The 25,109-nt window shown below is 72.3% G+C and carries 21 protein-coding genes; 2 read left to right on the forward strand and 19 right to left on the reverse strand.

The window, feature by feature from the left end; all coding sequences use genetic code 11:
• Positions 1–24: 24 nt before the first annotated feature.
• The 18 genes from Aau02nite_RS34150 to Aau02nite_RS34235 all read right to left on the reverse strand — a co-directional run bounded on the left by Aau02nite_RS34150 (position 25) and on the right by Aau02nite_RS34235 (position 21,114).
• Positions 25–873, reverse strand: a complete 849-nt coding sequence (locus Aau02nite_RS34150; RefSeq protein ID WP_212992744.1) for a DegV family protein — start codon at positions 871–873, stop codon at positions 25–27.
• 24 nt (positions 874–897) lie between these two features.
• Positions 898–1,293: a hypothetical protein gene (locus Aau02nite_RS34155; RefSeq protein ID WP_212992745.1), complete on the reverse strand. Its 396-nt coding sequence runs from the start codon at positions 1,291–1,293 to the stop codon at positions 898–900.
• Positions 1,294–1,340: 47 nt separating this feature from the next.
• On the reverse strand, positions 1,341–1,976 hold the full coding sequence (locus Aau02nite_RS34160; RefSeq protein ID WP_212992746.1) for a histidine phosphatase family protein: 636 nt from the start codon (positions 1,974–1,976) through the stop codon (positions 1,341–1,343).
• Complete coding sequence (gene rsfS, locus Aau02nite_RS34165) at positions 1,973–2,374, reverse strand: ribosome silencing factor (RefSeq protein WP_203770871.1); 402 nt, start codon at positions 2,372–2,374, stop codon at positions 1,973–1,975. The genes Aau02nite_RS34160 and rsfS overlap by 4 nt, the downstream gene beginning before the upstream one ends.
• Before the next feature lie 74 nt (positions 2,375–2,448).
• Positions 2,449–3,051 (reverse strand): nicotinate-nucleotide adenylyltransferase, encoded by a 603-nt coding sequence (nadD, locus tag Aau02nite_RS34170; protein ID WP_212992747.1) that lies wholly within the window; start codon positions 3,049–3,051, stop codon positions 2,449–2,451.
• A gap of 15 nt (positions 3,052–3,066) precedes the next feature.
• Positions 3,067–4,617 (reverse strand): hybrid sensor histidine kinase/response regulator, encoded by a 1,551-nt coding sequence (locus Aau02nite_RS34175; RefSeq protein WP_212992748.1) that lies wholly within the window; start codon positions 4,615–4,617, stop codon positions 3,067–3,069.
• A 62-nt stretch (positions 4,618–4,679) separates the two neighbouring features.
• Positions 4,680–7,190, reverse strand: a complete 2,511-nt coding sequence (pepN, locus tag Aau02nite_RS34180) for an aminopeptidase N (RefSeq protein ID WP_212992749.1) — start codon at positions 7,188–7,190, stop codon at positions 4,680–4,682.
• Positions 7,191–7,807: 617 nt separating this feature from the next.
• Positions 7,808–8,263 (reverse strand): GNAT family N-acetyltransferase, encoded by a 456-nt coding sequence (locus tag Aau02nite_RS34185; RefSeq protein ID WP_212992750.1) that lies wholly within the window; start codon positions 8,261–8,263, stop codon positions 7,808–7,810.
• Positions 8,264–8,332: 69 nt separating this feature from the next.
• Complete coding sequence (gene obgE, locus Aau02nite_RS34190) at positions 8,333–9,835, reverse strand: GTPase ObgE (RefSeq protein ID WP_212992751.1); 1,503 nt, start codon at positions 9,833–9,835, stop codon at positions 8,333–8,335.
• A gap of 81 nt (positions 9,836–9,916) precedes the next feature.
• Positions 9,917–10,174: a 50S ribosomal protein L27 gene (gene rpmA / locus Aau02nite_RS34195; protein WP_203770859.1), complete on the reverse strand. Its 258-nt coding sequence runs from the start codon at positions 10,172–10,174 to the stop codon at positions 9,917–9,919.
• An 8-nt stretch (positions 10,175–10,182) separates the two neighbouring features.
• A complete protein-coding gene (rplU, locus tag Aau02nite_RS34200; protein ID WP_203770857.1) occupies positions 10,183–10,497 on the reverse strand; it encodes a 50S ribosomal protein L21 in 315 nt (104 codons plus the stop codon).
• Between the two features lie 177 nt (positions 10,498–10,674).
• On the reverse strand, positions 10,675–11,208 hold the full coding sequence (locus Aau02nite_RS34205; protein WP_212992752.1) for a hypothetical protein: 534 nt from the start codon (positions 11,206–11,208) through the stop codon (positions 10,675–10,677).
• A 123-nt stretch (positions 11,209–11,331) separates the two neighbouring features.
• A complete protein-coding gene (locus tag Aau02nite_RS34210; protein ID WP_212992753.1) occupies positions 11,332–14,562 on the reverse strand; it encodes an Rne/Rng family ribonuclease in 3,231 nt (1,076 codons plus the stop codon).
• Positions 14,563–14,693: 131 nt separating this feature from the next.
• Positions 14,694–15,428, reverse strand: coding sequence for a TIGR03936 family radical SAM-associated protein (locus Aau02nite_RS34215; protein ID WP_212992754.1), 735 nt, complete (start codon positions 15,426–15,428; stop codon positions 14,694–14,696).
• Between the two features lie 53 nt (positions 15,429–15,481).
• Positions 15,482–17,434 carry a TIGR03960 family B12-binding radical SAM protein gene (locus tag Aau02nite_RS34220; protein ID WP_212992755.1) on the reverse strand — a complete coding sequence of 651 codons (1,953 nt, stop codon included), beginning with the start codon at positions 17,432–17,434 and terminating at the stop codon, positions 15,482–15,484.
• Between the two features lie 20 nt (positions 17,435–17,454).
• A complete protein-coding gene (locus Aau02nite_RS34225; RefSeq protein ID WP_212992756.1) occupies positions 17,455–17,799 on the reverse strand; it encodes an STAS domain-containing protein in 345 nt (114 codons plus the stop codon).
• Entirely contained in the window at positions 17,796–20,306 is a 2,511-nt protein-coding gene (locus Aau02nite_RS34230; protein ID WP_212992757.1) for a SpoIIE family protein phosphatase, read from the reverse strand. The genes Aau02nite_RS34225 and Aau02nite_RS34230 overlap by 4 nt, the downstream gene beginning before the upstream one ends.
• Positions 20,307–20,310: 4 nt before the next feature.
• A complete protein-coding gene (locus Aau02nite_RS34235; protein WP_307857972.1) occupies positions 20,311–21,114 on the reverse strand; it encodes an alpha/beta fold hydrolase in 804 nt (267 codons plus the stop codon).
• Positions 21,115–21,324: 210 nt separating this feature from the next.
• Here Aau02nite_RS34235 and Aau02nite_RS34240 point away from each other — a divergent pair, with 210 nt between their 5' ends.
• Together Aau02nite_RS34240 and Aau02nite_RS34245 are read left to right on the forward strand one after the other, a co-directional pair.
• Entirely contained in the window at positions 21,325–22,827 is a 1,503-nt protein-coding gene (locus Aau02nite_RS34240) for a hypothetical protein (RefSeq protein ID WP_212992758.1), read from the forward strand.
• A gap of 9 nt (positions 22,828–22,836) precedes the next feature.
• Entirely contained in the window at positions 22,837–24,306 is a 1,470-nt protein-coding gene (locus tag Aau02nite_RS34245) for a cryptochrome/photolyase family protein (protein ID WP_212992759.1), read from the forward strand.
• On the opposite strand, the gene Aau02nite_RS34250 is transcribed toward Aau02nite_RS34245, so the two are convergent.
• Positions 24,303–24,989 carry a lysophospholipid acyltransferase family protein gene (locus Aau02nite_RS34250; RefSeq protein WP_212992760.1) on the reverse strand — a complete coding sequence of 229 codons (687 nt, stop codon included), beginning with the start codon at positions 24,987–24,989 and terminating at the stop codon, positions 24,303–24,305. The two genes, Aau02nite_RS34245 and Aau02nite_RS34250, sit on opposite strands and share 4 nt — an antisense overlap.
• Positions 24,990–25,109: the final 120 nt, after the last annotated feature.

Genomic DNA, 25,109 nt, shown 5'->3' on the forward strand with positions numbered 1-25,109 from the left:
GGCCAGGACCGACCGTCAGGCGGCTCAGACGCGCCGGTGCACGACCACCCCGGCGACCCCCGGCCCGACGTGGGCCGCGACCACCGCCCCGATCTCCGTGATGTAGCAGTCCCGGAGCCGGTCCCCCAGCCGCATGGTCACCGCGTCCGCCAGCGCCGCCGCCCGGTCCGCCGCCCCCAGGTGGTGCACCGCGATGTCCACCGCTCCGTCCCCGGAGGCCTCCACCGTCAGATCCACCAGCCGGGCCAGCGCCCGCCCGGCGGTCCGCACCTTGTCCCGCACCACGATCGACCCGTCCACCACGTGCAGGATCGGCTTGACCGACAGCGCCGTCCCGAGCAGCGCCGACGCCGCGCCGATCCGGCCGCCGCGGCGCAGGAACTCCAGCGTGTCGACGTAGAACAGGGTGCTGACCTGGGCGGAGTGGTCGACCGCAGCCTGGCGTACCGCTTGCAGCGTCGCGCCCGTGCCCGCCACAGTGCTGGCGCCCAGGGCCGCGAAGCCCAGGCCCATCGCCGTGGTGCCGCTGTCCACCACCTCGACCTGCGGTCCGATCTCCCCGGCGGCCAGCAGGGCCGCGTCGTAGGTGCCGGAGAGGTGCGAGGACAGGTGCACGGAGACGATGCCGTCCGCACCGGCGTCGAGCAGCCGGCGGTACGCGGCCACGAACTGCTCCGGCGCCGGCCGTGACGTGCTCACCGTGACCCGCCGCTGGCCCAGCGCACGGGCCACGTCGGCCGGGGAGATCTCGGAGCCCTCCAGGCCCTCCTCGCCGTTGATCACGACGGTGAGCGGGACGACGGTGAGGTCGTACGTCCCGCTCAGCTCGGACGGCAGGTACGCGGTGGAGTCGGTGACGACCGCGACGGGCATGCGGGCACCGTAGCCGATGGTGGCCTAGTTCGCGCGGAGGGTGGTCACGACGAACGGCGTGCCCTGCTGGCAGGTGGTCATCATGCCCTGCTCGGCGCGGCCGGTGACGGTGACCGAGGCGCCCGGTTTGGCGGCGGAACGCTGCTCGGGATCGTTGATGATCAGCAGGTGGCCGTCGAGGAGCAGGCAGTTGGGCTCGACCCCGGCGGCGATCGTGCCGGTGAGGGTCTGCGGGCCCCCGGCCGGGGGCTTGACCGAGCCGGATTCCTCCGTCGGCAACACGGACGGGTCCGCCGACGCCGAGGAGGCGGGCGGGATCGAGGAGGCGGGCGCACCGGCGGAGTCGGCGGTGCCGCCGTTGGCGCAGCCGGCGAGGGCCAGGACGACGAGCAGAGGCAGGCTGATGCGTCGGATGGTCATGGTCGTTGGACGCTACCCGCTGCCCCGCTCGTTCCCGGCACCGGAGATCAAACTGGCGGCGGGACGGGGCGGTCGCCGAACGGGCCCACGTTGTAGCTGCCGAGCTGCCAGCCGCGTTCCTCGTCGTGGGTCAGCTCCGACCAGTGGCAGTTCTGCAGGGCACGCAGGGTGCGCAGCTGCTCGCGGGGCCAGCCGAGCAGGTGCCCGATGCCCGAGCGGGCGGCCGCACCATGGGTGGCGACGACGACGGTGCTGCCGGGCGGCACCCGGTCGGCTGCGGCCTGCAGCGCGTCAGCCACCCGCTTGCCGAGGTCGTCCAGGGTTTCGACGTCGCCGCCGATGACATCGGCGCCGGCCTGCCAGCGGGCGTACTCCTCCGGGCGGGTCGCCATGACCTCGGTCATGGTGAGGCCCTGCCACTGGCCGAACGAGCGCTCCCGCAGCCGCTCGTCGTAGGTCACCGAGAGGCCGGTCAGGGCGGCCAGAGCCGCCGCGGTGTCCGCGGCGCGGCTCAGGTCGCTGGCGACGAGCGCCGTGGGACGCAGCCGGACCAGCAGCTCGGCGGCGTCGACGGCCTGCTGCCGGCCGAGCTCGTTGAGCGGCACGTCGGTCTGGCCCTGGACACGGTGGCCCGCGTTCCAGTCCGTGTTGCCGTGCCGCCAGACGATGAGGCGAGTGGTCATGCCGCGCCGGAGGAGGCGTCCGCCTCGGCGAGGTCACGATCGACGAACTCGATGGTCGGGCAGTCCTTCCAGAGCTTGTCGAGGGCGTAGAACTCGCGCTCCTCGGCGTGCTGGATGTGGATCACGACGTCGATGTAGTCGAGCAGCACCCAGCGGCCCTGTCGCTCGCCTTCGCGACGGACCGGCTTGGCCTTCTCGGGCAGGTTGAGCAGGGCTTCCTCGATGGCGTCGACGATCGAGCCGACCTGGCGCTCGTTGGCAGCCGAGGCGATGACGAACGCGTCGGTGATGTAGAGCTGGTCGGCGACGTCGATCAGGACGATGTCCTGGGCCTTCTTGTCGGCCGCGGCCTGCGCGGCGGTCAGCGCGAGCTCGCGGGCGCGTTCGGTGACGGGCACCGGTCTCCCCTCGTTCGGTTTCAGAGTTACCAGCCTCTCATACCGGTATGACATCTCTACCCGGATGAATGGCCCTAAACCGGACCCTCGGTCCGATAAAGTCCGCGCTTTGCGATGTACTGCACCACACCATCGGGTACCAGATACCAGACCGGCTCGCCGTCGGCCACGCGCTGGCGGCAGGCGCTGGACGAGATGGCCATGGCCGGCACCTCGACGAGCGTGACCGCCGTGTCGGCCGGCAGATGGGCGTCGGAGAGCTCGAAACCGGGCCGGGTGACCCCGATGAAGTGCGCCAGCGAGAGCATCTCGAGGGCGTCCTTCCACGACAGGATCTTGGCGAGCGCGTCGGCGCCGGTGATGAAGAACAGGTCGGCCGTGGCGCCGAAGACGGCGTTCAGGTCGCGCAGCGTGTCGACGGTGTACGTCGGCCCGTCGCGGTCCACGTCGGCCCGGCTGACCTGGAAGCGCGGGTTGGAGGCAGTGGCGATCACGGTCATCAGGTACCGGTCCTCGGCCGGGCTCACCGCGCCCTTCTGCCAGGGCTGACCGGTCGGGACGAACACCACCTCGTCGAGGTCGAAGCGGCTCTGCACCTCGCTCGCGGCCACCAGGTGACCGTGGTGGATCGGGTCGAACGTGCCGCCCATGATCCCGATTCGTCGCCGTTCCCGCATCCGGCGAATCCTAGATCAGCCGTCCAGGCGGCGCCGAACGGCGGTGAGCAGGGCGGCGGCGGTGAACGGCTTCTCCAGCAACGCCACCCCCGGCTCGAGGGTGCCCTGGGAGGCGAGCACCGGCTGGGCGTAGCCGGACATGTAGAGCACCCGGGTGTCCGGCCGCACGCCGACCAGCCGCTCGGCCAGCTCCTTGCCCAGCATGCCGGGCATCACCACGTCGCTGACCAGCAGATCGATGACACCTTCGTGGACGGCGGCGAGCTCCAGGGCCTGCGCACCGCCGTCGGCCGTCAGCACGTGGTAACCCGCCCCGGACAGGATCCGGCCCGCTACATCGCGCAGCGCGGCCTCGTCCTCGACGACCAGCAGCGTCTCGCCGTGCCCGGCGGTGCCCACGGGTTCGGGCGCGGGCTCGGCCGAATCCTGCTCCGGCGCGCCGGCCGGCAGCAGGATGGTCACGGTCGTGCCCAGACCGGGCTCGGAGGTCAGGCTGACGCTGCCGCCGGCCTGGGTCACGATGCCGTAGACCGTGGCCAGACCCAGCCCGGTGCCCTCGCCGCTGGCCTTGGTGGTGAAGAACGGCTCGAAGGCCCGCTCGATGACCTCGGGAGCCATGCCCTGGCCCGAGTCGGAGATCCGCAGGCGCACGTAGTCACCGGGCGCGAGGTCGGGATGGTCGTCCACGCCCAGGCGCGAGCAGGCGGTGTCGATGACCAGGTTGCCACCGGCCGGCATCGCGTCGCGGGCGTTCACCGCCAGGTTGACCAGGAGCTGCTCGATCTGGCCGGGATCGCACGTCACCGGCGGCAGCTGCTCGGCCGGCCGGAGGATCAGGGTGATGTGCTCGCCGATCGAGGTGCGCAGCATGGTCTCGGTGTCGGCGATGACCTCGTTGAGATCCAGCACCTGCGGGCGTACGACCTCCCGGCGGGCGAACTTGAGCAGCTGGTGGGTCAGGTCCGTGCCGCGCTGGCCGGCCCGGATGACCTGCCGGGCGTCGGCGGCGATCGCCTTCAGGTCCGGTTCCGGCGCCTCGGCCTCCTCGATCACGAAGTTGGCGTAGTTCACGATCACGCCGAGCATGTTGTTGAAGTCGTGCGCGATGCCGCCGGCCAACTGACCGAGCGCCTCCAGCCGCTGGTTGCGGTGTTCCTGCACCTCACCGCGCTGACGTTCGGCCTCGGCCTGCAGTCGCTGCCGCTCGGTCATGTCCCGGATCACCGCGACCGTGAGCCGGCCCTGCGGCGTCTGCACGCGCGACAGCGACGCCTCGGCGGGAAAGATCGTGCCGTTGCGCCGGCGCACCTTGAGGGCCACAGTGCCCATCAGGCTGGTGCCGGGGCCGCGCTCGTCGGCCTCACGCCGCAGCCCGGCCAGCTCCGGCACCCGATCGGCGTCCGGCAGCAGAGAGTCGGCCGGCAGACCCAGCATCTCGCCGCGGGGCCAGCCGAAGACGTCCTCGGCCCGGTCGTTGACCAGGACGATGCGGCCGTCGTCCATCACCACGATCGCGTCCGGTGCGGCCTGCAGCAGACCACTGGACAGCTCCTCGGACCACTCCACCAGCCCCCACCCCCGTTAAGCCGAGGCTAACGGCTCGAACCGGGGACAACGGGCGAAATCCGCTATCCCCGGGCAACCAGGGCACGCCGAACGTCGTCGTCGCCGTCCGTGACGACCCGACGCAGGATGGCCGAGAGATCCGGCGCCGCCAGCAACTCGGCGGCCAGCTCCCTGGTCCGCGGACTGACGGCCACCGACGGGTACGCCACGACGGCCACCCGCTCCCCGCTCATCCCGGTCCGCCGCCGCAGCATGCCCGGCATCTCGGCAAAGTAACGGGCAACATAGTCCGCCGTCAGATCGAGCTGCTCCGGCTGCCAGAAACCCTGCGCGGTGGCCTCCAGGATCCGGTTCGAGGCCGACAGGTCGTTGACGATCAGATCCCAGGCCCGGGCCTTGGCGCCGGGGTCCGGCAACGCGGCCCGGCAGAGCGCGGCCTGCTGCTCACCGGTGGCGCTCAGATCCGCCGCCAGGGCCGCCTCGATCTCGTCCGGTCCGGCCGCCCCCAGCACGACCAGCCGGTACAGGATGAGCCAGCGCAGGTCGTCATCGACGGTCACGCCCTCCGGCACGCCGTCGCCGCCGAGCCAGCCGCGCAGCCGCGTCACGTCGGCGGTCGCGCCGATCAGGCCGCGCGCCGCGGCGAGCTGGCGCGAGCCGCCCGGCTCGGCCGCGGCCAGCAGCCGGTCGCTCGCCTGCGCGAGCATCTCCAGGGCCGCGGGCCGGGTCTCCGGGGTCGGGTAGCGGTCCACCAGCGTGCGGGTCATCCGCAGCACGTCCTCGACCAGCGACACCTCGCGCTCGACCGGCAGCGCGGCCAGGACCTGAGTGACCAGCTCGGCGACCGGCCGCTCGCCGTCGACGACGGCGTCGAGCGTCGCTCCCCAGAGCACGGCGCGGGCCAGCGAGTCGTCCAGCAGGGGCAACATCAGCGGTACGGCGTCAGCCGACGCGTCGTCCAGCCGGACCTTGGCGTACGCGAGATCGCCGTCGTTGACCAGCAGCAGCTCCGCGGCCGGCTTCCCGGTCAGCTCGGGCAACGCCGTACGGCCGCCGTCCACCGCCGGGTCGATGTCCACCTCCAGCAGCCGGCGCCGCCGCACGACCCCGTCCGGCCCCCGGTCGTAGAGCCCGACGCCGATCCGGTGCGGCCGCAGGGTCGGATAGTCCGCCAGCGCCGTCTGCACCAGGCTCACCGCCGTGTACCGGCCCTGCTCGTCCCGCTCGACCTCGGCGCGCAGCGTGTTGACCTGGGCGCGGCGCAGCCAGACGTCGGCCCAGCCGGTCAGGTCCCGGCCGGAGGCCTTCGAGACGGCGGCGAGCAGGTCGGCCAGGGTCGCGTTGCCGTACGCGTGCGCGGCGAAGTGCTCGTTGAGCCCGGCCAGGAACGCCTCGTCGCCGACCCAGGCCACGAGCTGGCGCAGCACCGCCGCGCCCTTGGCGTACGAGATGCCGTCGAAGTTGAGCAGGGCCAGGGCGGTGTCGTCGACGTCGGTGGGGGCCACCGGGTGGGTGGACGGGCGCTGGTCGGCGCGCATGCCCCAGGCTTTGCGGTGCATCGCGAACGTGGTCCAGGTCTCGGTGAACACGGTCGCCTCGGCGGTGATCCGGGTGCCCAGGTACTCGGCGAACGACTCGTTCAGCCACAGGTCGTCCCACCAGGCCATGGTGACCAGGTCGCCGAACCACTGGTGGGCCATCTCGTGGGCGATGACCATGGCGCGGTGCTCGCGTTCGCTGTCGGTGACGGCCGACCGGTAGATGAACTCGTCGCGGAACACCACCAGCCCGGGGTTCTCCATCGCGCCGAAGTTGAACTCGGGAACGAAGGCCTGCTGGTAGTGGCCGAACGGATACCGCACCTCGAAGATCTCGTGGTAGCGGTCCAGGCACTGCTTGGTGACGGTGAAGATCTCCGCGGCCTGCTCGTCGAGGTGCGGGGCGAGCGCCTGACGGCAGTAGAGCGCCAGCGGGATGCCGTCGTGCTCGTCGGTGCGTGCGTGGTACGGCCCCGCGATCAGCGAGACGAAGTACGTCGACAGCGGCTTGGTGGGCGCGAACCGGAACCGCCCGCCGTCGGCCGCGCCGGCCGGCTCCCCGTTGGCGGCGACGAGCCAGCCGTCGGGGGCGGTCACGGCCAGCGTGAAGGGCGCCTTGAGGTCGGGCTGGTCGAAGCAGGGGAAGATCCGCCGGGCGCCGTCCAGGAACATGTGGGCGTACAGGTAGACGCGGCCGTCGGCGGGGTCGGTGAAGCGGTGCAGCCCCTCCCCCGTGTTCGAGTACGCCATCAGCGCCTCGACGACCAGCTCGTTCTCGCCCGCCAGGCCGGTCAGCGCGAGCCGTTCCCCGGCGAGGGCGCCCGGGTCCACCGGGGTGCCGTTGAGCGTGGCCGACACCAGCTCGGCCGGTTCCAGCTCGGCGAAGGTCGTGGCGCCCGGCTCGGCGGTGAACCGCAGGACCGTGCGGGAGCGGAAGGTGTCCCCCTCGGCGGTCAGGTCCAGGTCGATGTCGTACCCGGTGACGGTGAGGGTGGCGGCCCGGGCGGTGGCCTCGGCGCGGGTCAGGCTCGGCATCCGCCCATCATGCCGTTCCGGTGGTTCCGACGCAGTCCGCCGCCCGGCGGTTCGCGTACGAGTCCGGCCTGAACCTGGTGCTGGTGTCCTCGCGTAGCCTCAACGACCGCGCCAACTTCGAGGGCACCACCAACGGCACCGACCTCAACGGCCAGTGCTTCCACCTGACCTCGCCCGGCACCGTGGGCAGCACCATCGAGCTGCACGCCGAGGCGGCCGACCCCGCCGGCACCTCGCAGTACGACCGGGCCTGCTACAGCGATTACACCGACAGCCGCAGCTTCGCGCCGGACGCCGCCGTCGGGACCGGCCGGGCCGCTCACCGAGCAGCTGGTCAACTTCCAGCAGTTCGGCCGCTGCCTGGACGTCTCCGGCGGCCCGGCGATGACCTGGACCCGGTACGCGGCCACCGGCGTGTTCGCCACGGCGTACCGGATCGAGTCCACGTACCAGGGCGCCCGCCGGGCAGACGTGGTGTCTCACCGGCACCGGGGGGGGCGCCGACTACTGGCAGGGCCACGGCGACGTCAGCAAGGCCGTCATGGCCCCCTGCGACGGCTCCACGCTGCAGAAATGGAACGCCAGCCCCACGGTGCTGCAGGCGGCCCTGCGCGACATCACCGAGAAGTGACCGCCACCAGCGACTTCTCGAAGCACACGCTGAACGGGTTGCCGACGTACTCGCCGAAGACCGGGATGGGCACGTAGCCCGCCGAGCGGTACAGGCTGATCGCCGCCGGCAGGTAGGTGCCCGTCTCCAGGCGCAGCACCGGCCGGTCGTCGGCCAGCGCCTCCTCCTCCAGCGCCACGATGAGCTGGCGGGCGATGCCCCGGCCGCGGAACGCCGGTCGCACGTACATCCGCTTCAGCTCGGCCACGCCGGGCTCCAGCGGCTGCCACGCCCCGCAGGCCACCGCGCGCCCGTGCAGCACCACGACCAGGTACGCCGCGTCGTCGTGCGGCATGTAGACCACGCCGTCGGCGCCGCCGTCAGCCTCGCTCAGCTCCTTCTGCTGGGCGATGACCAAAGCGGCCAGTTCGGCGTCGGTCGAGGCCCGCGATTCGATCAGCACACCGGACACCCTAGGACGGGTCCGTTTCCGCCGGGTTGCGAGGATCTGGCCGGGACCCGGCGGAACGGCCTACTCGTCGTCGTCGGCGAACTCGTCGTCCTCGACCAGCACCGGCTTCGACGCCATCGAGACCGTCGACACCGTGCCGTCCTCGGACATGTGCAGCAGCTCGTCGTCGCCACGGACCCGGCGGGCCCGGCGGGCCGCCAGCCGCGCGGCCGCGCTGGCCCGGGTGTTGGTCTCCTCGAGCCGGACGTCGGTGCCGCGCGGGCCGGAGATGTACTCGCCGGTGTTGGGCTGCCAGTCGAACTCGCGGTCGCCGATCCGGACCGGATCCCCGGCCTTGGCGCCCTGCTTGGCCAGCGCCGCCTCCACGCCGAGGCGGTCGAGCCGGTCGCCGAGGTAGCCGATCGCCTCGTCGTTCTCGAAGTTGGTCTGCCGTACCCAGCGTTCGACCTGGGGGCCGCGGACGACGTAGACGCCGTCGCTGTCGACCTCGATGGTGAAGCCCTTCTCGTCGACCGCGCGGGGCCGGACCACCGCCCGGGTCGCCTCGGGAGCCGGCTTGGCCAGCCGGTGCGCCGCGACGGCCTCCGCCAGCGCGAAGATCAGCTCCTTGAGGCCCTCGCGGGTCACCGCGCTGACCTCGTAGACCGGCATGCCGCGGGCCTCGAGCTCGGGACGCACCATCTCGGCCAGGTCGCGGCCGTCCGGAATGTCGATCTTGTTGAGCACGACCAGCCGCGGCCGCTCCTCGAGCCCGCCATACGCCGCCAGCTCCGCCTCGATGGCGTCCAGGTCGGCCAGCGGGTCCCGCTCGATCTCGGGCGCGGCAGCGTCCAGCACGTGCACCAGCACCGAGGTCCGCTCGATGTGCCGGAGGAACTCCAGGCCCAGCCCCTTGCCGGTGGCGGCGCCCGGGATCAGTCCCGGGACGTCGGCGACGGTGAAGGTCTGGTCGCCGGCCTGCACGACACCCAGGTTGGGCACCAGCGTGGTGAACGGATAGTCGGCGATCTTCGGCTTGGCCGCGGACATCACCGAGATCAGCGACGACTTGCCCGCCGACGGGAAGCCGACCAGGCCGACGTCGGCCACGCTCTTGAGCTCGAGCACGACGTCGAGCTGGTCACCGGGCTCACCCAGCTCGGCGAAGCCGGGCACCTTGCGCCGGGCGTTGGCCAGCGAGGCGTTGCCCCGGCCACCGCGACCGCCGCGGGCCACCTCGAAGGTCGTGCCCTCGCCGACCATGTCGGCGAGAACCTCGCCGTCGAGGGTCTGCACGACCGTGCCGTCGGGCACCTGCAGGACCAGGTCCCGGCCCTTGGCGCCGTCGCGGTTGGCCCCCATGCCGCCGGTGCCGCTGGGCGCCTTGACGTGCGGGTGGAAGTGGAAGTCCAGCAGCGTGTGCTGCTGCGGGTCCACGACGAGCGTGATGCCCCCGCCGTGCCCGCCGTCGCCGCCGTCGGGACCCCCGAGCGGCTTGAACTTCTCTCGGCGGACGGAGACACAGCCGTGCCCGCCGTCACCTGCCTGCAGGTGCAGCACAACCCGGTCGACGAACGTAGCCACGGTGTTCTCCTACCTCACAACTCAAAAAGCAAACAGCGGGCCGCGGACCCGAGAGGTCCGCGGCCCGCTGTGACGTGGTGCTTACTCAGCCACCGGCACGATGCTGATGGTCTTGCGACCCCGCGTGTGACCGAAGAGCACGTTGCCCTTGGCCAGCGCGAACAGCGTGTCGTCGCCGCCGCGGCCGACGAGCTCTCCCGGGTGGAACTTCGTGCCCCGCTGGCGGATGATGATCTCGCCGGCGTTGACCAGCTGGCCGCCGAACCGCTTGACGCCCAGCCGCTGGGCGGCGGAGTCGCGGCCGTTGCGGGAGCTGGACGCACCCTTTTTGTGAGCCATGGCTGCCCCTACTTCCCGCTCTTGATGCCGGTCACCTTGACGCGGGTCAGCGGCTGACGGTGCCCCTGGCGCTTGTGGTAACCGGTCTTGTTCTTGAACTTGTGGATCCGGATCTTCGGACCCTTGGTGTGCTCGGCGATCTCGCCGGACACCGTCACGCTGGCAAGCTTGGCCGCATCGGTCACCAGGTTGTCACCGTCGACGAGGAGCACCGCGGCGAGGGTCAGGGCGTCGCCGGGAACACCCGCGAGCTTCTCGACCTCGATCACGTCGCCCTCGGCAACCTTGTACTGCTTGCCGCCGGTCTTGACGATCGCGTACATCGACGCGGACTCCCTGAGACTTACGCAGCGAAAAAGCTGCTGGCGGATGAAACTGGATCCGGCGAGCGCCCGGGCTTCCCGAGGGGATAGGCCAGGGCGCGCACGGAACAGGCGCACGAAAATGCGCCGTCAGAAAGACTACTTCATCGAACGCCCCGGACCCAAACCGGGGACCGCTCAGCGTGAACCGCAGGCCTTGTCGAGGGTCTCCTGCAGCTTGGTGAGCCGCGCGGCGTCGAGCTTGGTCACGTCGCCCTTGAGTGCCGTGACCTGCTTACCCATGTCTGCCAGGGCCGCCTTGAGCGCGGGGTCGGAGGCGAGCTTCGACATGTCCGTCAGCGCGAACGAGTAGTTCTCGACGTCCCGGGTGGTCTTCGCCTGGGCCTTCGCGACCTGGTCGGCGTCCTGGGCCGACTTGGCGTCGATGAGCAGCTTCAGGTCCTGGGCGAAGTTCTTGGCGGCGTCACCGCCGGTCTTGGCGGCCTGCTGGCAGATCGCCGCGCTGTTGCCCGACAGGGCCGCGTCGCCCGACTGTGCCGGGGCGGTGGCCGCGGCCGAGCCGGTGGCACCGCCGCCGGCCGCCGGAGTGGCAGCACCCGAGGTGACCGGCGCGGGCGCCGCGGTGGGGGCAGCCGGGTCGTCGGCCGAGCAACCGGCGCCGAACAGAAGGAAGGCGCCGCTCACGGCGGTCGCGCACAACAGGCGTCGCATCGGGGATCGGTACTCCTCGCAGGTGGGGCATGGGGGGATCACGAGGGTAACCGAGATAGATCAGCGTGGCTGCGCCGGGCGGTCCGGACGGGGAATCCCGTCCGGACCGCCCGGCCACCACGCTTACGGGCGGGTCCGCCGCCGGGTGCCGCCACGCCGCGAACGACGCCGGCCGCCCGCTCCCGCGCCCACGGGCTCGTCGTCGTCGCCGTCCTCTTCCTCGTCCTCCGCCACGTCCGGGTCGTCCGAGCCGGTCAGCTGCAGCGGCTCGGCGGGATGGGCCGCGCCGTTGGTGCCGGTGTCGTACCGGGAGAGGTCGTAACCACTGATGTCGTAGTCGTCGTCGGAGGCCGTGGTGGCCGCCGGTGCGGTGCGCGCCACGATCCCGGAGCCCGCCGCGGGCGTACCCGTCGGCCGGCCGGCCGGCAGGCCCGCCGTCTCCGCCGCCGGGTCCTCGATGGTCCGGTCCTGCCCGCTCGGGGCCGGCTCAGCCGCTGCCGGCTCAGCCGGGGCCGCCTGCACCTCGGCCGGGGCCGCCGCCACCTCGGCCGGGGCCGCCTGCACCTCGGCCGGGGCCGCCTCCGCCGTGACCTGCTCGGTCTCGGCCGGGGCGGGCTCGTTGCCACCGCCGCGCCGGCGCCGCGACTTGGTGCTCGGCTGCGGGGCCGGCGCCTCGGTGCGGGCTGCCGCGGCGACCGCCTTCACCTGGGTCGCCGCACCCGGGACGCGCTTCTCCGGCACCGGCTCGGTGTGGATGATCAGGCCCCGGCCCTTGCAGTGGTCGCAGGTCTCGGTGAACGCCTCGAGCAGGCCCGCACCGATCCGCTTGCGGGTCATCTGCACCAGGCCCAGCGAGGTGATCTCGGTGACCTGGTGCTTGGTCCGGTCCCGGCCCAGGCACTCGGTCAGCCGGCGCAGCACCAGCTCGCGGTTGCTCTCCAGCACCATGTCGATGAAGTCGATCACCACGATGCCGCCGATGTCGCGCAGCCGTAGCTGGCGCACGATCTCCTCGGCCGCCTCGAGGTTGTTGCGGGTGACCGTCTCCTCGAGGTTGCCGCCCGCACCGGTGTACTTGCCGGTGTTGACGTCGACCACCGTCATCGCCTCGGTGCGGTCGATGACCAGGTGGCCGCCCGAGGGCAGGAAGACCTTGCGGTCCAGGCCCTTGAGGATCTGCTCGTCGATGCGCTTGTCGGCGAAGATGTCGGCCGTGCCGGTGTAGCGGTGCAGCCGGTCCAGCAGCTCCGGAGAGACCGACTCGAGGTAGCTCTCCACCTCGCCGTACGCCTGCTCGCCCTGGATGACCACCTCGCGGAAGTCCTCGTTGAACAGGTCCCGGACCACCCGGATGACCAGGTCGGGCTCCTCGGAGAGGGCCGCCGGCGCGTGCCCTTCGGCCGCCTTGGCCTGGATGTCGTCCCACTGCGCCTGCAGCCGCTTGACGTCGCGGGCCAGTTCGTCCTCGCTGGCGCCCTCGGCGGCGGTCCGCACGATGACCCCGGCGCCGTCCGGCACCATCTTCTTCAGCACGTCGCGCAGGCGCTTGCGCTCGTTGTCGGGCAGCTTGCGGCTGATCCCGGAGGCGTTGCCGTTCGGCACGTAGACCAGGTGCCGGCCGGAGAGCGCGATGTGGCTGCTCAGCCGGGCGCCCTTGTGCCCGATCGGGTCCTTGGTGACCTGGACCAGCACCGAGTCGCCGGAGCGCAGCGCCTGCTCGATGGAGCGGGCCCGGCCCTCCAGCCCGGTGGCGTCCCAGTTGACCTCACCGGCGTACAGCACGGCGTTACGGCCGCGGCCGACGTCGACGAACGCCGCCTCCATGCTCGGCAGCACGTTCTGCACCTTGCCGAGGTAGACGTTGCCGACCATGGTGCCGGACGTGGTACGCGAGACGTAGTGCTCCACGAGCACGCCGTCCTCGAGCACCGCGATCTGGGTCCGGTCCGGCTTCTGCCGCACGACCATGACCCGGTCCACCGCCTCGCGGCGGGCCAGGAACTCCGACTCGCTCAGGATCGGCGGACGGGTGCGACGCTGCTCACGGCCGTCGCGCCGGCGCTGGCGCTTGGCCTCGAGCCGGGTCGAGCCGGACACGCCCTGCACCTCGTCCGAGCGTTCGCGGGTGCGCGGCTCCCGGACGCGGACGACGGTGTGCACGCCGTCCTCGATGCCGCCGGTCTCGCTGTCCCCGGCGCCCTTGCGACGCCGGCGGCGCCGGCGGCGGGTGACCCCGTCACCGTCCTCGGCGTCCTCCTCGTCCTCGGCCTCGGCGTCCGCGGAACCCTCCGCGCCGCCCTCGGCCTCGGCCTCGGCCTCGATGTCGTCACCCTCGTCGAGCGGGCCCTTGCCCCGGCCCCGGCCCCGGCGGCCGCGACGGCGGCGACGGCGGCTGTTGCCGTCCTCGTCGAGCTCGTCGTCGGCGCCGTCCTCGATGTCGTCGGCGGTCTCGTCGATCTCTTCCAGCACGGGCTGCTCGACGACCTCGGCGGCCTCCACCGGCTCGTCGGCGGCCGCACCACGGCGGCGACGGCTGCGGGTCGCCCGGCGCGGCGCCTCGGCGGGCTCCGGCTCGGCGATCTCGTCGGCGATCGGCTCGTCGGCCGCGGCCTCGTCGGCGATCGACTCGTCGGCCTCGGGCGCGACGACGGGCGCCGCGGCGGCACCACGCCGGGTGCGCCGGGTCGGCGCCGGCTCGGTCTCGGGCTCCGGAGGCATGAACAGCACGGCCGGCGGCAGAGCGGTCTTGCGACTCCGGCTGCGGGGTGCGGGCGCCTCCTCCACCAGGTCGTCGTCGAGCGGCAACACGCCGATCAACGGGGCGGCGGGCTCCGCGACCGGCGCGACGAGAGCAGCCTCGACGACCGGCTCCTCCTCCGCGGCAGGCTCGTCCGACGGGGCAGGCTCTGGCACCGGGGCGGGCTCTGCCACCACGGGCGCCACCTGCTCGACCGGCTCGACCGGCGCGGCTGCGGGCGCGGCCTTCTTGCGGCGGCTGCGCACGGCCTTCACCGGCGCGACCGGCTCGCTGTCACTGAGCAGGCTCTCCGCCACCGCGGCCTGGTCCTCGGCTATCGGCTCGGCCGCGGGAGCGGCGGCGGGCGCCGCCGCCTTGCGACGCCGGCGGGCCGGAGCCGCCGGGGCCTGCTCCACCGCCGCGTCGACCGCGCCGGCTGTCTCGTCGGCGGCACCGGGCTCGGCGCCGGGTGCGTCTGCGGCCGCTGCGGCAGCAGGAGTCGCCTTCCGCCTCGGAGCACGCGTACGGCGCGCGGGAGTGGTGCTTTCGGCGGCATCGACGGGAGGAGTTGTGGCTCCGTCCCGTTCACCGCCCTCATTACGCTCGTTATCGAGCATGGGGCGCTCTCCAGTTCTGGCGGCCCCGGGCGCGGGTGAGCGCTGCCACGCAGGGTCGCCGCAAGTTTTTCGGCCCCGACCAGGTCGGACGGGCTGCCGAAGTCTGCCAACGTGGACGCCGACCGAATCGGTCAGAGCCCTCCGATGGTGGCGCCCTCGCGATCCGCTTCCAACGGATCGACGATCTCCCCCTGCGGCGTGAGAGTGCCCTGCGCCAGCCGGGTAACCCGTGCGGGCACCGGCGGCTCCAGGCCAGCCACCACACGCAGGCCGGAAAGGACGTCATCGGGTCGAACGGCCGGAGTGACCTGCCGCACGACAAGGTCGATTATCGCACACGGTGCAGCCGCGGCCTCGGAAGGTGCGCCAGACTGCTTCGTCACAGCGAAGAACGTCACTGCCGAGCGGGCGTCGAACGACCGCCGGCCCTGCTTGGTCATGCGCTCGACCAGCACTTCTTCGGCCGCCAGGAAGGCCGCGACGGCCTCGGCCGCGGTCCGCGGCTCGACGCCGGGCAACTCCAGCAGCCAGCGGGAGGCGTTGATCTGGTCGGCCAGGCTGCCCTCCCGGGCCACCACGGCGTCGAGGATGTCGAGTCCGGGCGAGAGCGCGGCGTCCAGGGCGGCCCGCAGCTCGGCCGGATCGACCTCGGCCTGCAGCCCGATCTCCAGGTACTCGGCCTCGCTGCCCACGCCGGTGGGCGCCGCGCTCGCGTACGAGATCTTGGGATGCGGGGTGAAGCCCTGGGAGTAGGCGATCGGCACGGCGGCCCGGCGCAGCGCGCGCTCGAAGGCCCGGGCGAAGTCCCGGTGCGAGGTGAAGCGCAGCGGTCCGCGCTTGGCATAGCGAAGGCGGATCCGCTGCACTACCGGGGCCTGGCCGCCGACCGGCTGGTTCTTGGCGATGGTATTTCTCCTGGTCAGTGCGTATGCGCGGGCGAGCGCAGCCCGTTCGTCGGGGTCAGCGGGAGCAGCTTCTTACCGGTCGGGCCGATCTGGATCTCGGTGTCCATGGACGGGCAGACGCCGCAGTCGAAGCACGGGGTCCAGCGGCAGTCGTCCTGCTCGAACTCGGTCTTGGAGTCCTGCCAGTCCTGCCAGAGCCAGTCCTTGTCCAGGCCGGAGTCCAGGTGGTCCCAGGGCAGGACCTCGAGCTGCTCTCGCTCGCGGGTGGTGAACCAGTCCAGGTCCACGCCGAAGGCCGGCAGCGTCTCCGCGGCCGCCTCGACCCAGCGGGCGTACGAGAAGTGCTCACTCCAGCCGTCGAAACGCTGGCCTTTGTCCCAGGCTCGCCGGATCACCGCACCGACCCGGCGGTCGCCGCGCGAGAGCAGTCCCTCGATCAGCGAGGGCTCGCCGTCGTGGTAGCGGTAGCCGATGGCCCGGCCCAGCGAGCGGTCGCTGTTGATCTCCTGCTTGAGCATCCGCAGCCGGTTGTCGATGACCTCCGGCCGCTCCATGGCCGCCCACTGGAACGGGGTGTGCGGCTTGGGCACGAACGCGCCGATCGAGACCGTGCACTTGATGTCCTTGGTGCCGGTGGCGATCCGCCCGGCCCGGATCACCTCGTGCGCCATCCGGCCGATCTGCAGCACGTCGTCGTCGGTCTCGGTGGGCAGGCCGCACATGAAGTAGAGCTTCACGCTGCGCCAGCCGTTGGAGTACGCCGTGACGACCGTCCGGATCAGGTCCTCCTCGGTCACCATCTTGTTGATGACCTTGCGGATCCGCTCCGAGCCGCCCTCGGGCGCGAAGGTGAGCCCGGTGCGCCGCCCGTTGCGGGACAGCTCCTGGGCCAGGTCGATATTGAAGGCGTCCACCCGGGTCGAGGGCAGCGACAGCGAGACGTTGGTGTCCGCGTACTGCTCGGCCAGGCCGGAGCACATGTCGCCGATCTCGGAGTGGTCCGCGCTGCTCAGCGACAGCAGGCCGACCTCGGAGAAGCCGGAGAACTCCAGGCCCTCCTTGACCATCTGGCCGACCGTGGTGATCGAGCGCTCGCGCACCGGGCGGGTGATCATGCCCGCCTGGCAGAACCGGCAGCCCCGGGTGCAGCCGCGGAAGATCTCCACCGCGTACCGCTCGTGCACGGTCTCGGCCAGCGGGACCAGCGGCTTCTTCGGGTACGGCCAGGCGTCGAGGTCCATGGTCGTGCGCTTGTGCACCCGGAACGGCACGTCCGGACGGTTCGGCACGACCCGCTGGATCCGGCCGTCCGGCAGGTAGTCGACGTCGTAGAACCGCGGGACGTAGATGCTCTCGGTGCGGGCCAGGCGCAGCAGCAGCTCGTCGCGGCCACCGGGGCAGCCCTCGGCCTTCCACTCCCGGATGATGCCGGTGATCTCGAGGACGGCCTCCTCGCCGTCGCCGAGCACGGCGGCGTCGATGAAGTCGGCGATCGGCTCGGGGTTGAAGCTGGCGTGGCCGCCGGCCAGCACGATGGGGTGCTCGACCGTGCGGTGCTGGGACTCCAGCGGGATGCCGGCCAGGTCGAGGGCCGAGAGCATGTTGGTGTAGCCGAGCTCGGTGGCGAACGAGAGGCCGAGCACGTCGAAGGCGTGCACCGGGCGGTGGGCGTCGACCGTGAACTGCGGGACGCCCGCCTCCTTCATCAGCGCCTCGAGGTCCGGCCAGACCGCGTACGTCCGCTCGGCCAGCACGTCGGGCTGCTCGTTGAGCACCTCGTACAGGATCTGGACGCCCTGGTTGGGCAGACCCACCTCGTACGCGTCGGGATACATCAGCGCCCACCGGACCGTGGTGGCGTCCCAGTCCTTGACGACGGCGCCGAGCTCGCCGCCCACGTACTGGATCGGCTTGCTGACCCTGGGCAGCAGCTGCTCGAGCTGCGGGAAGACGGAACTAACGCTCATGGGGCACCAGGGTACGCGGCTCAACCCCCCAATTCGTCCGCGGCCCGGTCCAGGTCGGTGGCCAGGAGATCATCCCGGAACGCGCACAGCTGCAGAGTCATCCGCGCCGCGCCGGTGGCCCCGACCACCAGACGGATCGGTGTGCCCAGCTGATCGAGGTCGCCGACCAGCGCGTCGAGCAGCCGCACACCCGCGCTGTCCAGGAAAGACACCGCGGTGAGGTCGATCACCACGGCGCCGGCCCGGCCGGTCTGCCGGACGATCTCGCGGCCGATCTCCGGGGCGTTGGCCAGATCGATCTCGCCCGCGAGCCGGACCAGATCGGCCCGGCCCAGTTTGGCGAAAGTCACCCACTGCTCGGTCATCGTCGCGCCTCCCGGCGGATCCGCCGCATGGTGACCGTGGTCCCGCCGTCGTGGTCGAACGCCACCTGATCCATCACCTGGCGGATGAGCTGCAGGCCGCGACCACGGGCGCCCCCGGGCTCGGGACTGGTCCAGACGCCGCGGTCGGTGATCCGGACGCTGACCGCCTCCGGCGACACCGTGGCGACCACCTCCACCTGGCCCAGCGGGTTGTCCCGGTAGCCGTGCTCTATCGCGTTCGCCACCGCCTCCGAGCAGGCCAGCAGCACGGCCTGGGTGCTCTCGTCGTCGACGGCGTGCGCGACCAGCCAGCCGCGCAGATCCTTGCGCAGCAGGGCGATCTGCACCGGGTCCGCGCCGATCATGCGTTCCAGCCGCTGCTCGGTGCCCAGCGCCAGGCACAGCAGGCAGACGTCGTCCGCGTGCTCCTTACCGACGAGCAGGTCGGCGATCGAGGTGGTCAGGCCGGGCAGCGGGGAGTCCCGCTTGCCGGCGTACGTGCGGGCCAGCAGCTCGAAGCCGGCGTCGATACGGCGGTTGCGGCGCTCGATGAGCCCGTCGGTGTAGAGCAGCAGCCGGCTGCCGGCGACCAGCTGCGTCCGGTGCTCGATCCGCGCCTGGCGGGCGGCACGCGAGCCCAGCGCCCCGGAACGGGCATCGAGCAGGTAGCGCGGTGGCCCGCCCGGCTCGGCCAGCAGCGGCGGCAGGTGGCCGGCGCAGGCGTAGACCATCTCGTTGCTCGACAGGTCGACCTCGGCGTACGCCACCGTGGCCATCCGGGCCGACTCGACCCGCTCGACGAAGCGGTCCAGCCGTTCCAGCAGCCGGGCCGGGCCCGCCTCGGCCGAGGCCAGCGCGCGGATGGCGCTGCGCAGCTGTCCCATGGTGGTGGCCGCGTCGATGCCGCGGCCGACCACGTCGCCGACGACCACGGCCAGCTTGTCCGGCGTGATCAGGAAGGCGTCGAACCAGTCGCCGCCGACCTCGAGATCGTGTGCGGCCGCCCGGTAGTGCGTCTCCACCGCGAACCGGGGGTCCGAGGGCAGGTCACCGGCGAGCAGGCTGCGTTGCAGGGTCCGGGCGATGGCCCGTTCCTGCTCGTACAGGCGGGCGTTCTCCAGGGCCAGCCCGGCCCGGTCGGCCAGGTCGCGCAGGAAGAGCGCCTCGGCCGCGGCGGTCCGCCGGTCCGGTCCCGTCCGCAGGGCCAGGGTGCCGAGCGCCCGGCCGTTCGCGACCAGCGGCAGCACCGCGCATTCCGCGTCGAACTCCTTGCCGTCGGTCAACTGCGCCTCGCCGTCGAGCAGCACCTGCGCGATCCGCTCGGCCAGCCGCTCCGGATCCGGCGCGGGACCACCCGCCTCGGCCACCAGTCCGGCCGGGCCGACCTGCAGCCGCACGGCCGCCCACTCGGCGACCTCGGGCACGATCCGGTCGACCAGCATCCGGGCCCGCGGCATGAGCCGCGGTTCCACCTCCAGCGCGCGGGTCGTCCCGGCCAGGAAGATCGCCCGCGTCTCGCGCCGGCGGGCGTCGTCGTAGAGCCGGGCCCGGTCCAGGGCCTGACCGGCCTGGTGGCCGAGCAGCCGGACCATCCGCAGCTCGCTGTCGGTGAGCTCACGGGGCTCGGCGAAGTCGAACCCGAGCACGCCGAGCACCTCGACGGCGGCGGGGTCGGTGGCGGGCGCCGCGGTCAGGGGCAGCAGCACGACCGTGGCCCGTCCGGTGCGGCGCATGGTGGTGGCGAGCTCCGGGAAGTGCTCCCGCGCCTCCTCGAGCGAACCGACCACGTGCAGGTCACCGCGCCGGGCCACCTCGGCGATCACGCGCGACGATCCGCGCGGGATGTCGTCGCCACTCAGGGCGGTGGACTCGGTGCCGGCCACCGCCGCGAGCTGGTCGCGGTCCGGGTCGGCCAGCCAGACGGTCGCCGAGGCGGCGCCGAAGGCCGGGCCGGGTGCGCGCACGACGGCGTCGGCCACCTCGGCCCCGGTGGGCGCGGCGGCCAGGTCGGCCACTATCTGCTGCAGCACCCGTACGCGCCGCTCGGAGGCCTCGGCCGCCCGCCGGGCGGCCAGCAGCTCCTTCTCGTAGCCGCGCCGCTCGCTGGCGTTGAAGATCGTGGTACGGATGACCCGCGGCATCCCGTTCGGGTCCCGCCCGAGGGTGGAGTTGACCAGGATGGGCAGCCGCTCACCGTCGGCGCGCATCAGGTCGAAGGCCACCTCGTGGACGTCGTTCTGCATGCTCAGCAGCGGCGCGTAGTGGGTCTCGTGGTAGATCTTGTCGCCCGCGCTGAGCAGGTCCCGGAATCGCCGCTGGCCGATCAGGTCGCCGCGCGTGTAGCCGGTCCAGGCCAGGAACGTCTCGTTGACCTTGACGATCGTGCCGTCGGGCAGCGTCGTCAGATACCCGCAGGGCGCGTGCTCGTAGAGATCTCCGGGATCCTCCTCCCAGGGAACCCGTAGATCCTGCGTCACGTCGGGCCCACCGCCCCCGTTCTCCGTCATCGCTCTACAGAAAGGTCCGGATCGCGGCGATGGTCTCGGCGGGCGCGCTGAGATTGGGGCAGTGCCCGGTCGCGTTCATGGCCACCAGTGTGCTCCCGGGGACGTGGCGGTGCACGTAGTCACCGACCACGGCCGGCGCGATGACGTCGTCGGCGCACTGCATGATCAGCGTGGGGATGCTCACCTTGCCCAGGTCGTCCCGGTTGTCGGACATGAACGTCACGTACGCGAACTTGCGGGCGATCTCGGGATCGGTGGCGCAGAAGCTGTTGGTCAGCTCCTGGCTCAGCTCGGGCCGCTCCGGGTTGCCCATGATGACCGGGGCCATCGCACTGGACCAGCCCAGGTAGTTGCTGTCGAGCGACTCCAGCATCGCCTCGATGTCGCTGGGGTCGAAACCGCCCACGTAGTCACCGTCGTTGATGTAGCGCGGGGACGGGCCGACGAGGATCAGCTTGGCGAAGCGGCCGGGCTCACGGTTGGCGGCGAGCACGCCCATCATCGCGCTGACCGAGTGGCCGACGAAGACGACGTCCCGCAGGTCCAGCTCGTCGATGATCTCGAGGATGTCCCCGGCGTAGCCGTCGAGGGTGGAATACCGCTCCTCGTCGTAGGCACTCAGGTCGGAGCGGCCGGCACCGACGTGGTCGAAGAGCACCACCCGGTGGGTGTCCAGGAACGCGGGCGCGACGGAGCGCCACATGTTCTGGTCGCAGCCGTACCCGTGCGCGAACATCATCGGCTGAGCGTGAGCCCGGCCGGTCACGGTCACCGCGTTCCGTTCGATCACCTTCTTCGCACTCACCACCGGGTCACCATACGACTCCGGACCGTCCCACACATCGCCCCGGGTGTCCGTTCTACGCGAACAACCCTCACCAGCGCGGGACGGCCACGACGGTCGATCTCCGGCTTCGACCATCGCCGATGGGGTGGCGCACCCGCTCTAACCTGGCGGAAGACGCCCGGCTTCCGGGCGCCGGGCAGAGCGGGGCGAGCAGCGGAGGGAGATCGACGGATGACCGAGCAGCAGCCGGAGAATCCGGCCGCCGGGACCTCGCGCAGCGTCACCCCCGATCCCACCCGGATCGACCACGCCGGCGAGCCGGCTCCAGCTCCGGCTCCGGCTCCGGCTCCGGCTCCGGCGGATTCCACGCTGCGGGCCGATGCCGGCGGCGCGACGGCGGACGAGACCAGGACGCAGACCGCGGCGGAGCCTCCGGCGCGATGGAGCGGCTCGGCTGCCGTGCCGGCGCACGTGCCCAAGCGGGCCTGGTGGTCACGCCGGCGCCCGCAGGACGCGGCCGACGAGCCGGCGCCCCCGGCCGACCCGTGGGCCGACAGCGAGGACTGGTCGGCCACGCCCGCCGTCGACCCCTGGGCCGACCAGGACACGCCGTGGCAGGTGGAGGTGCCGTTCCCGGAGGCGATGCCGCCGACCCGGATCGACGGCCCGCCGCCGGCCGGGATGCAGTCACCGCTGCCACCGACCCGCTCAGAGCCACCACTCCCGCCCACCCGGATGGAGGCGCCGCTCCCGCCCACCCGGATGGAAGCGCCACTCCCGCCGAACCAGATGGACGCGCCACTGCAGTCGGGCCGCTCCCAGCCGCCGTCAGCGCCCTCGCCGGTGCAGGCGCCCGCCGGCAGCTCGTCAGCGAGCAAGCCGCCCCCGCCCCCGCCCGGCGCGGGAGCAGCCGCCGGGCCGGCGGCCGCTGCCCCAGACCCACCCCGGCGCCGCGGCTGGGGCCGCAGGAAGAAGGCGGCTGAGCCCACGGCCAACCGCCTCCCGGTCCAACCGCGCCCTCAAGCCCCACCCTCGCCGGGACGGACTGCGGCGGGCCGTCCCATACCGCAACGCTGGACCCCGCCCGCCCAGACCAGGCCGACCCGGACCAGGCCGGCGCCAGGTTGGCCGGGACAGATCAGCGCACCCGGCAAGTCGCCCCCGCCCCCACCCCGCCGCAAGCGCCGCTGGCCCCGCCGACTGGCCCTGTTCACGCTGGTCAGCGCGATCTGCTGTTGCGGCGTACCGGCCTATCTCGCCTGGCCCGCCGCCCAGCAGTATCCGGTCTCGGCCGCCCTGCCCTCCTCGGTGGCTGATTTGAATCTGCGCGACGACGGCGCCAGCCGTAAGGCCGTCGACAAGCTCGCCGAGCAGCTGAGCGGCACGAGCCTGGCGCAGGGCGACGTCTTCGCGGGCGTCTACGCCGACGGCGACGGGAAACGCGTCACCGTGTTCGGCACGACCGGCCTGCGGCTCACTCCCGAATCCGACGTCGAGGCCGAGATCACCCATCTGACCAGCCAGTACGCCATCAAGGACATCCGGGCCTTCGACCTCGGCGAGACCGGCGTGCACGAGCGCTGCGGTGTCGGCCGTTCCGGTGGCCGGGCCGTCGTCGTGTGCGCCTGGGCCGATCACGGCAGCCTGGCCACCGTGATGCTGACCAGGCGTTCCGTCGAGGAGAGCGCGGATCTGACGGGCGTCGTCCGGAATGCGGTGCTCTCCCGCGGGTAAGACGGCGGCATGACCCGGCGCTGGCTGTTCGCGGACCAGCTCGGCCCGCACTTCCTCGACGATCCCGCCCAGCCGGTTCTGCTGGTGGAGTCCAAGGCGGTGTTCCGGCGTCGGGCGTTCCACCGGCAGAAGGCCCACCTGGTGCTCTCCGCACTGCGGCACCGGGCGGCCGAGCTCGGGGAGCAGGCCGTCTTCGTGCGGGCCGAGACCTACGCCGAGGCGGTCCGCGATCTCGGTGAGCCGCTGAGCGTCTGCCACCCGACCTCCCGCGCGGCCCGCGGGCTGGTCCAGCGGCTCGGCGCCGAGCTGCTGCCCCCGCGCGGTTTCGTGACCTCGCCACCGGACTTCGTGACCTGGGCGAACGGCCGGCGGGGGCTGCGGATGGAGGACTTCTACCGCGACGCCCGGCGGCGGACGGGCATCCTCATGGACGGACCGGAACCGGCCGGCGGCACCTGGAACCTGGACGCCGAGAACCGGGAGCCACCGCCGCGCGGGGTCACCCGGCTCGACGTCACGGAACCGCCGGCGATCCACGAGGACGAGATCGACGCGGCCGTGCGCGCGGACCTGGACCGCTGGGAACGCGACGACGGCATCACCTTCATCGGCCGTGACGGTCCCCGGCTGTTCCCGGCCACCCGCGCCGAGGCGGTACGGCGGCTACGGCACTTCGTCGAGCACCGGCTGCCGGCGTTCGGGCCGCACGAGGACGCGATGCTGGCCGGGGATCCGTTCCTGGCCCACAGCATGCTCAGTGCCCCGCTCAACCTGGGACTGCTCGACCCGCTGGAGGCTGTCGAGCAGGCCGAGGCCGCGTACCGCGGAGGCCGGGCCGAGCTGGCGAGCGTGGAGGGCTTCGTCCGGCAGCTGATCGGCTGGCGCGACTTCGTCTGGCACCTGTACTGGTACTTCGAGCCCGGCTACCGGCGCGCCAACGAGCTGGGGGCCAGTGCGCCGCTGCCGCGGTGGTTCGCCGAGCTGGACGCCGGCGCGGTCGAGGCCCGCTGCCTGTCCGACGTGCTGGCCGGGGTCCGCGACCGGGGCTGGGTGCACCACATCCCGCGGCTGATGGTGCTCGGCAACTACGCGATGCAGCGCGGCTGGCGGCCGGGGGCCGTGGCGGACTGGTTCCACCGCGCGTTCGTCGACGGCTACGAGTGGGTGATGACCGCCAACGTGGTCGGGATGAGCCAGTACGCCGACGCCGGCCGGATGAGCACGAAGCCGTACGCGGCCGGCGGGGCGTACATCAACCGGATGAGTGACTACTGCGGTGGCTGCCGGTACGACCCCAAGGTGCGGGTGGGCGACGACGCGTGCCCGTACACGGCCGGCTACTGGGCTTTCCTGGCCCGCAACGAGCAGCGGCTGGCCGGCAACCACCGGATGCGCCGGCCGGTGCAGGGCCTGCACCGGCTGACCGATCTGGACGCCCTGGTCGAGCAGGAGCAGGACCGGGGCTCCCGGGCGCCCTAAACTTCCGCCGGCGGGGTGTTCCCGCGCGGCGGGGCGTACCTGGGCACGTACTCCTGGCCGGTGAGCTTCTGGATCTCGGCCATGACCTCGTCGGTCAGCGCGCGCAGCGCGGTGCGGTCGTCGCTGCGGTCGACCGTCGGGATCGGCGTGCCGAACTTGATCGTGACCTTGCCCTTGCCGGGCCGGGGAAAGCGCTGCCCGATCGGCTGCACCTTGTCGGTGCCGAGCATGCCCACCGGGATGATCGGCACGCCCGCCGCGACGGCGAGCCGGGCCACGCCCGTACGCCCGCGGTAGAGCCGGCCGTCCGGCGAACGGGTGCCCTCGGGATAGACCGCGACCATGTCACCGGCCTTGAGCACCGGGATCGCGCCGTCGAAGGCGGTCAGCGCGGCCCGGCCACCGCCGCGCTCGACCTTGATCGCGCCGAGGCCGTGCATCACGAACTTCGTGATGTTGCCGCCGAGGCCGCCACCGCGGAAGTACTCGGCCTTGGCCCAGAACGCGATGTGCCGGGGCACGACGGAGCCGAGGAACAGCTCGTCGGCGACGGACAGGTGGTTGCCGGCGAAGATGGCGCCGCCGGTCTTGGGGATGTTCTCGAGACCTTCGACGTGCGGCCGCCAGCCGAGCGTCATCGCGTGACCGACAGTGACTTTGCCGATCGAGTAGAGCAGCGGCAACGTGTTCCTCCGGGCGGGGACTGCAGGTGATGTGGGGGGCGAAGTGAGGTTAACGGAAACAGCCCGGAAAACTCCCGTCGAGTTGCCGCCGGTCGGCTCGGCATTTGCCGCGCAATGCGG

Origin of the sequence: Actinoplanes auranticolor, assembly GCF_018332655.1 — a bacterium.
Lineage (GTDB): Bacteria > Actinomycetota > Actinomycetes > Mycobacteriales > Micromonosporaceae > Actinoplanes > Actinoplanes auranticolor.

Excerpts from the sequence above, each read along its gene's own strand:
- Aau02nite_RS34150 (WP_212992744.1), bottom strand. The coding sequence starts at position 873 with ATGCCCGTCGCGGTCGTCACCGACTCCACCGCGTACCTGCCGTCCGAG.
- Aau02nite_RS34155 (WP_212992745.1), bottom strand. The coding sequence starts at position 1,293 with ATGACCATCCGACGCATCAGCCTGCCTCTGCTCGTCGTCCTGGCCCTC.
- Aau02nite_RS34160 (WP_212992746.1), bottom strand. The coding sequence starts at position 1,976 with ATGACCACTCGCCTCATCGTCTGGCGGCACGGCAACACGGACTGGAAC.
- nadD (WP_212992747.1), bottom strand. The coding sequence starts at position 3,051 with ATGCGGGAACGGCGACGAATCGGGATCATGGGCGGCACGTTCGACCCG.
- pepN (WP_212992749.1), bottom strand. The coding sequence starts at position 7,190 with ATGCCGAGCCTGACCCGCGCCGAGGCCACCGCCCGGGCCGCCACCCTC.
- rpmA (WP_203770859.1), bottom strand. The coding sequence starts at position 10,174 with ATGGCTCACAAAAAGGGTGCGTCCAGCTCCCGCAACGGCCGCGACTCC.
- rplU (WP_203770857.1), bottom strand. The coding sequence starts at position 10,497 with ATGTACGCGATCGTCAAGACCGGCGGCAAGCAGTACAAGGTTGCCGAG.
- Aau02nite_RS34205 (WP_212992752.1), bottom strand. The coding sequence starts at position 11,208 with ATGCGACGCCTGTTGTGCGCGACCGCCGTGAGCGGCGCCTTCCTTCTG.
- Aau02nite_RS34210 (WP_212992753.1), bottom strand. The coding sequence starts at position 14,562 with ATGCTCGATAACGAGCGTAATGAGGGCGGTGAACGGGACGGAGCCACA.
- Aau02nite_RS34220 (WP_212992755.1), bottom strand. The coding sequence starts at position 17,434 with ATGAGCGTTAGTTCCGTCTTCCCGCAGCTCGAGCAGCTGCTGCCCAGG.
- Aau02nite_RS34225 (WP_212992756.1), bottom strand. The coding sequence starts at position 17,799 with ATGACCGAGCAGTGGGTGACTTTCGCCAAACTGGGCCGGGCCGATCTG.
- Aau02nite_RS34230 (WP_212992757.1), bottom strand. The coding sequence starts at position 20,306 with ATGACGGAGAACGGGGGCGGTGGGCCCGACGTGACGCAGGATCTACGG.
- Aau02nite_RS34240 (WP_212992758.1), top strand. The coding sequence starts at position 21,325 with ATGACCGAGCAGCAGCCGGAGAATCCGGCCGCCGGGACCTCGCGCAGC.
- Aau02nite_RS34245 (WP_212992759.1), top strand. The coding sequence starts at position 22,837 with ATGACCCGGCGCTGGCTGTTCGCGGACCAGCTCGGCCCGCACTTCCTC.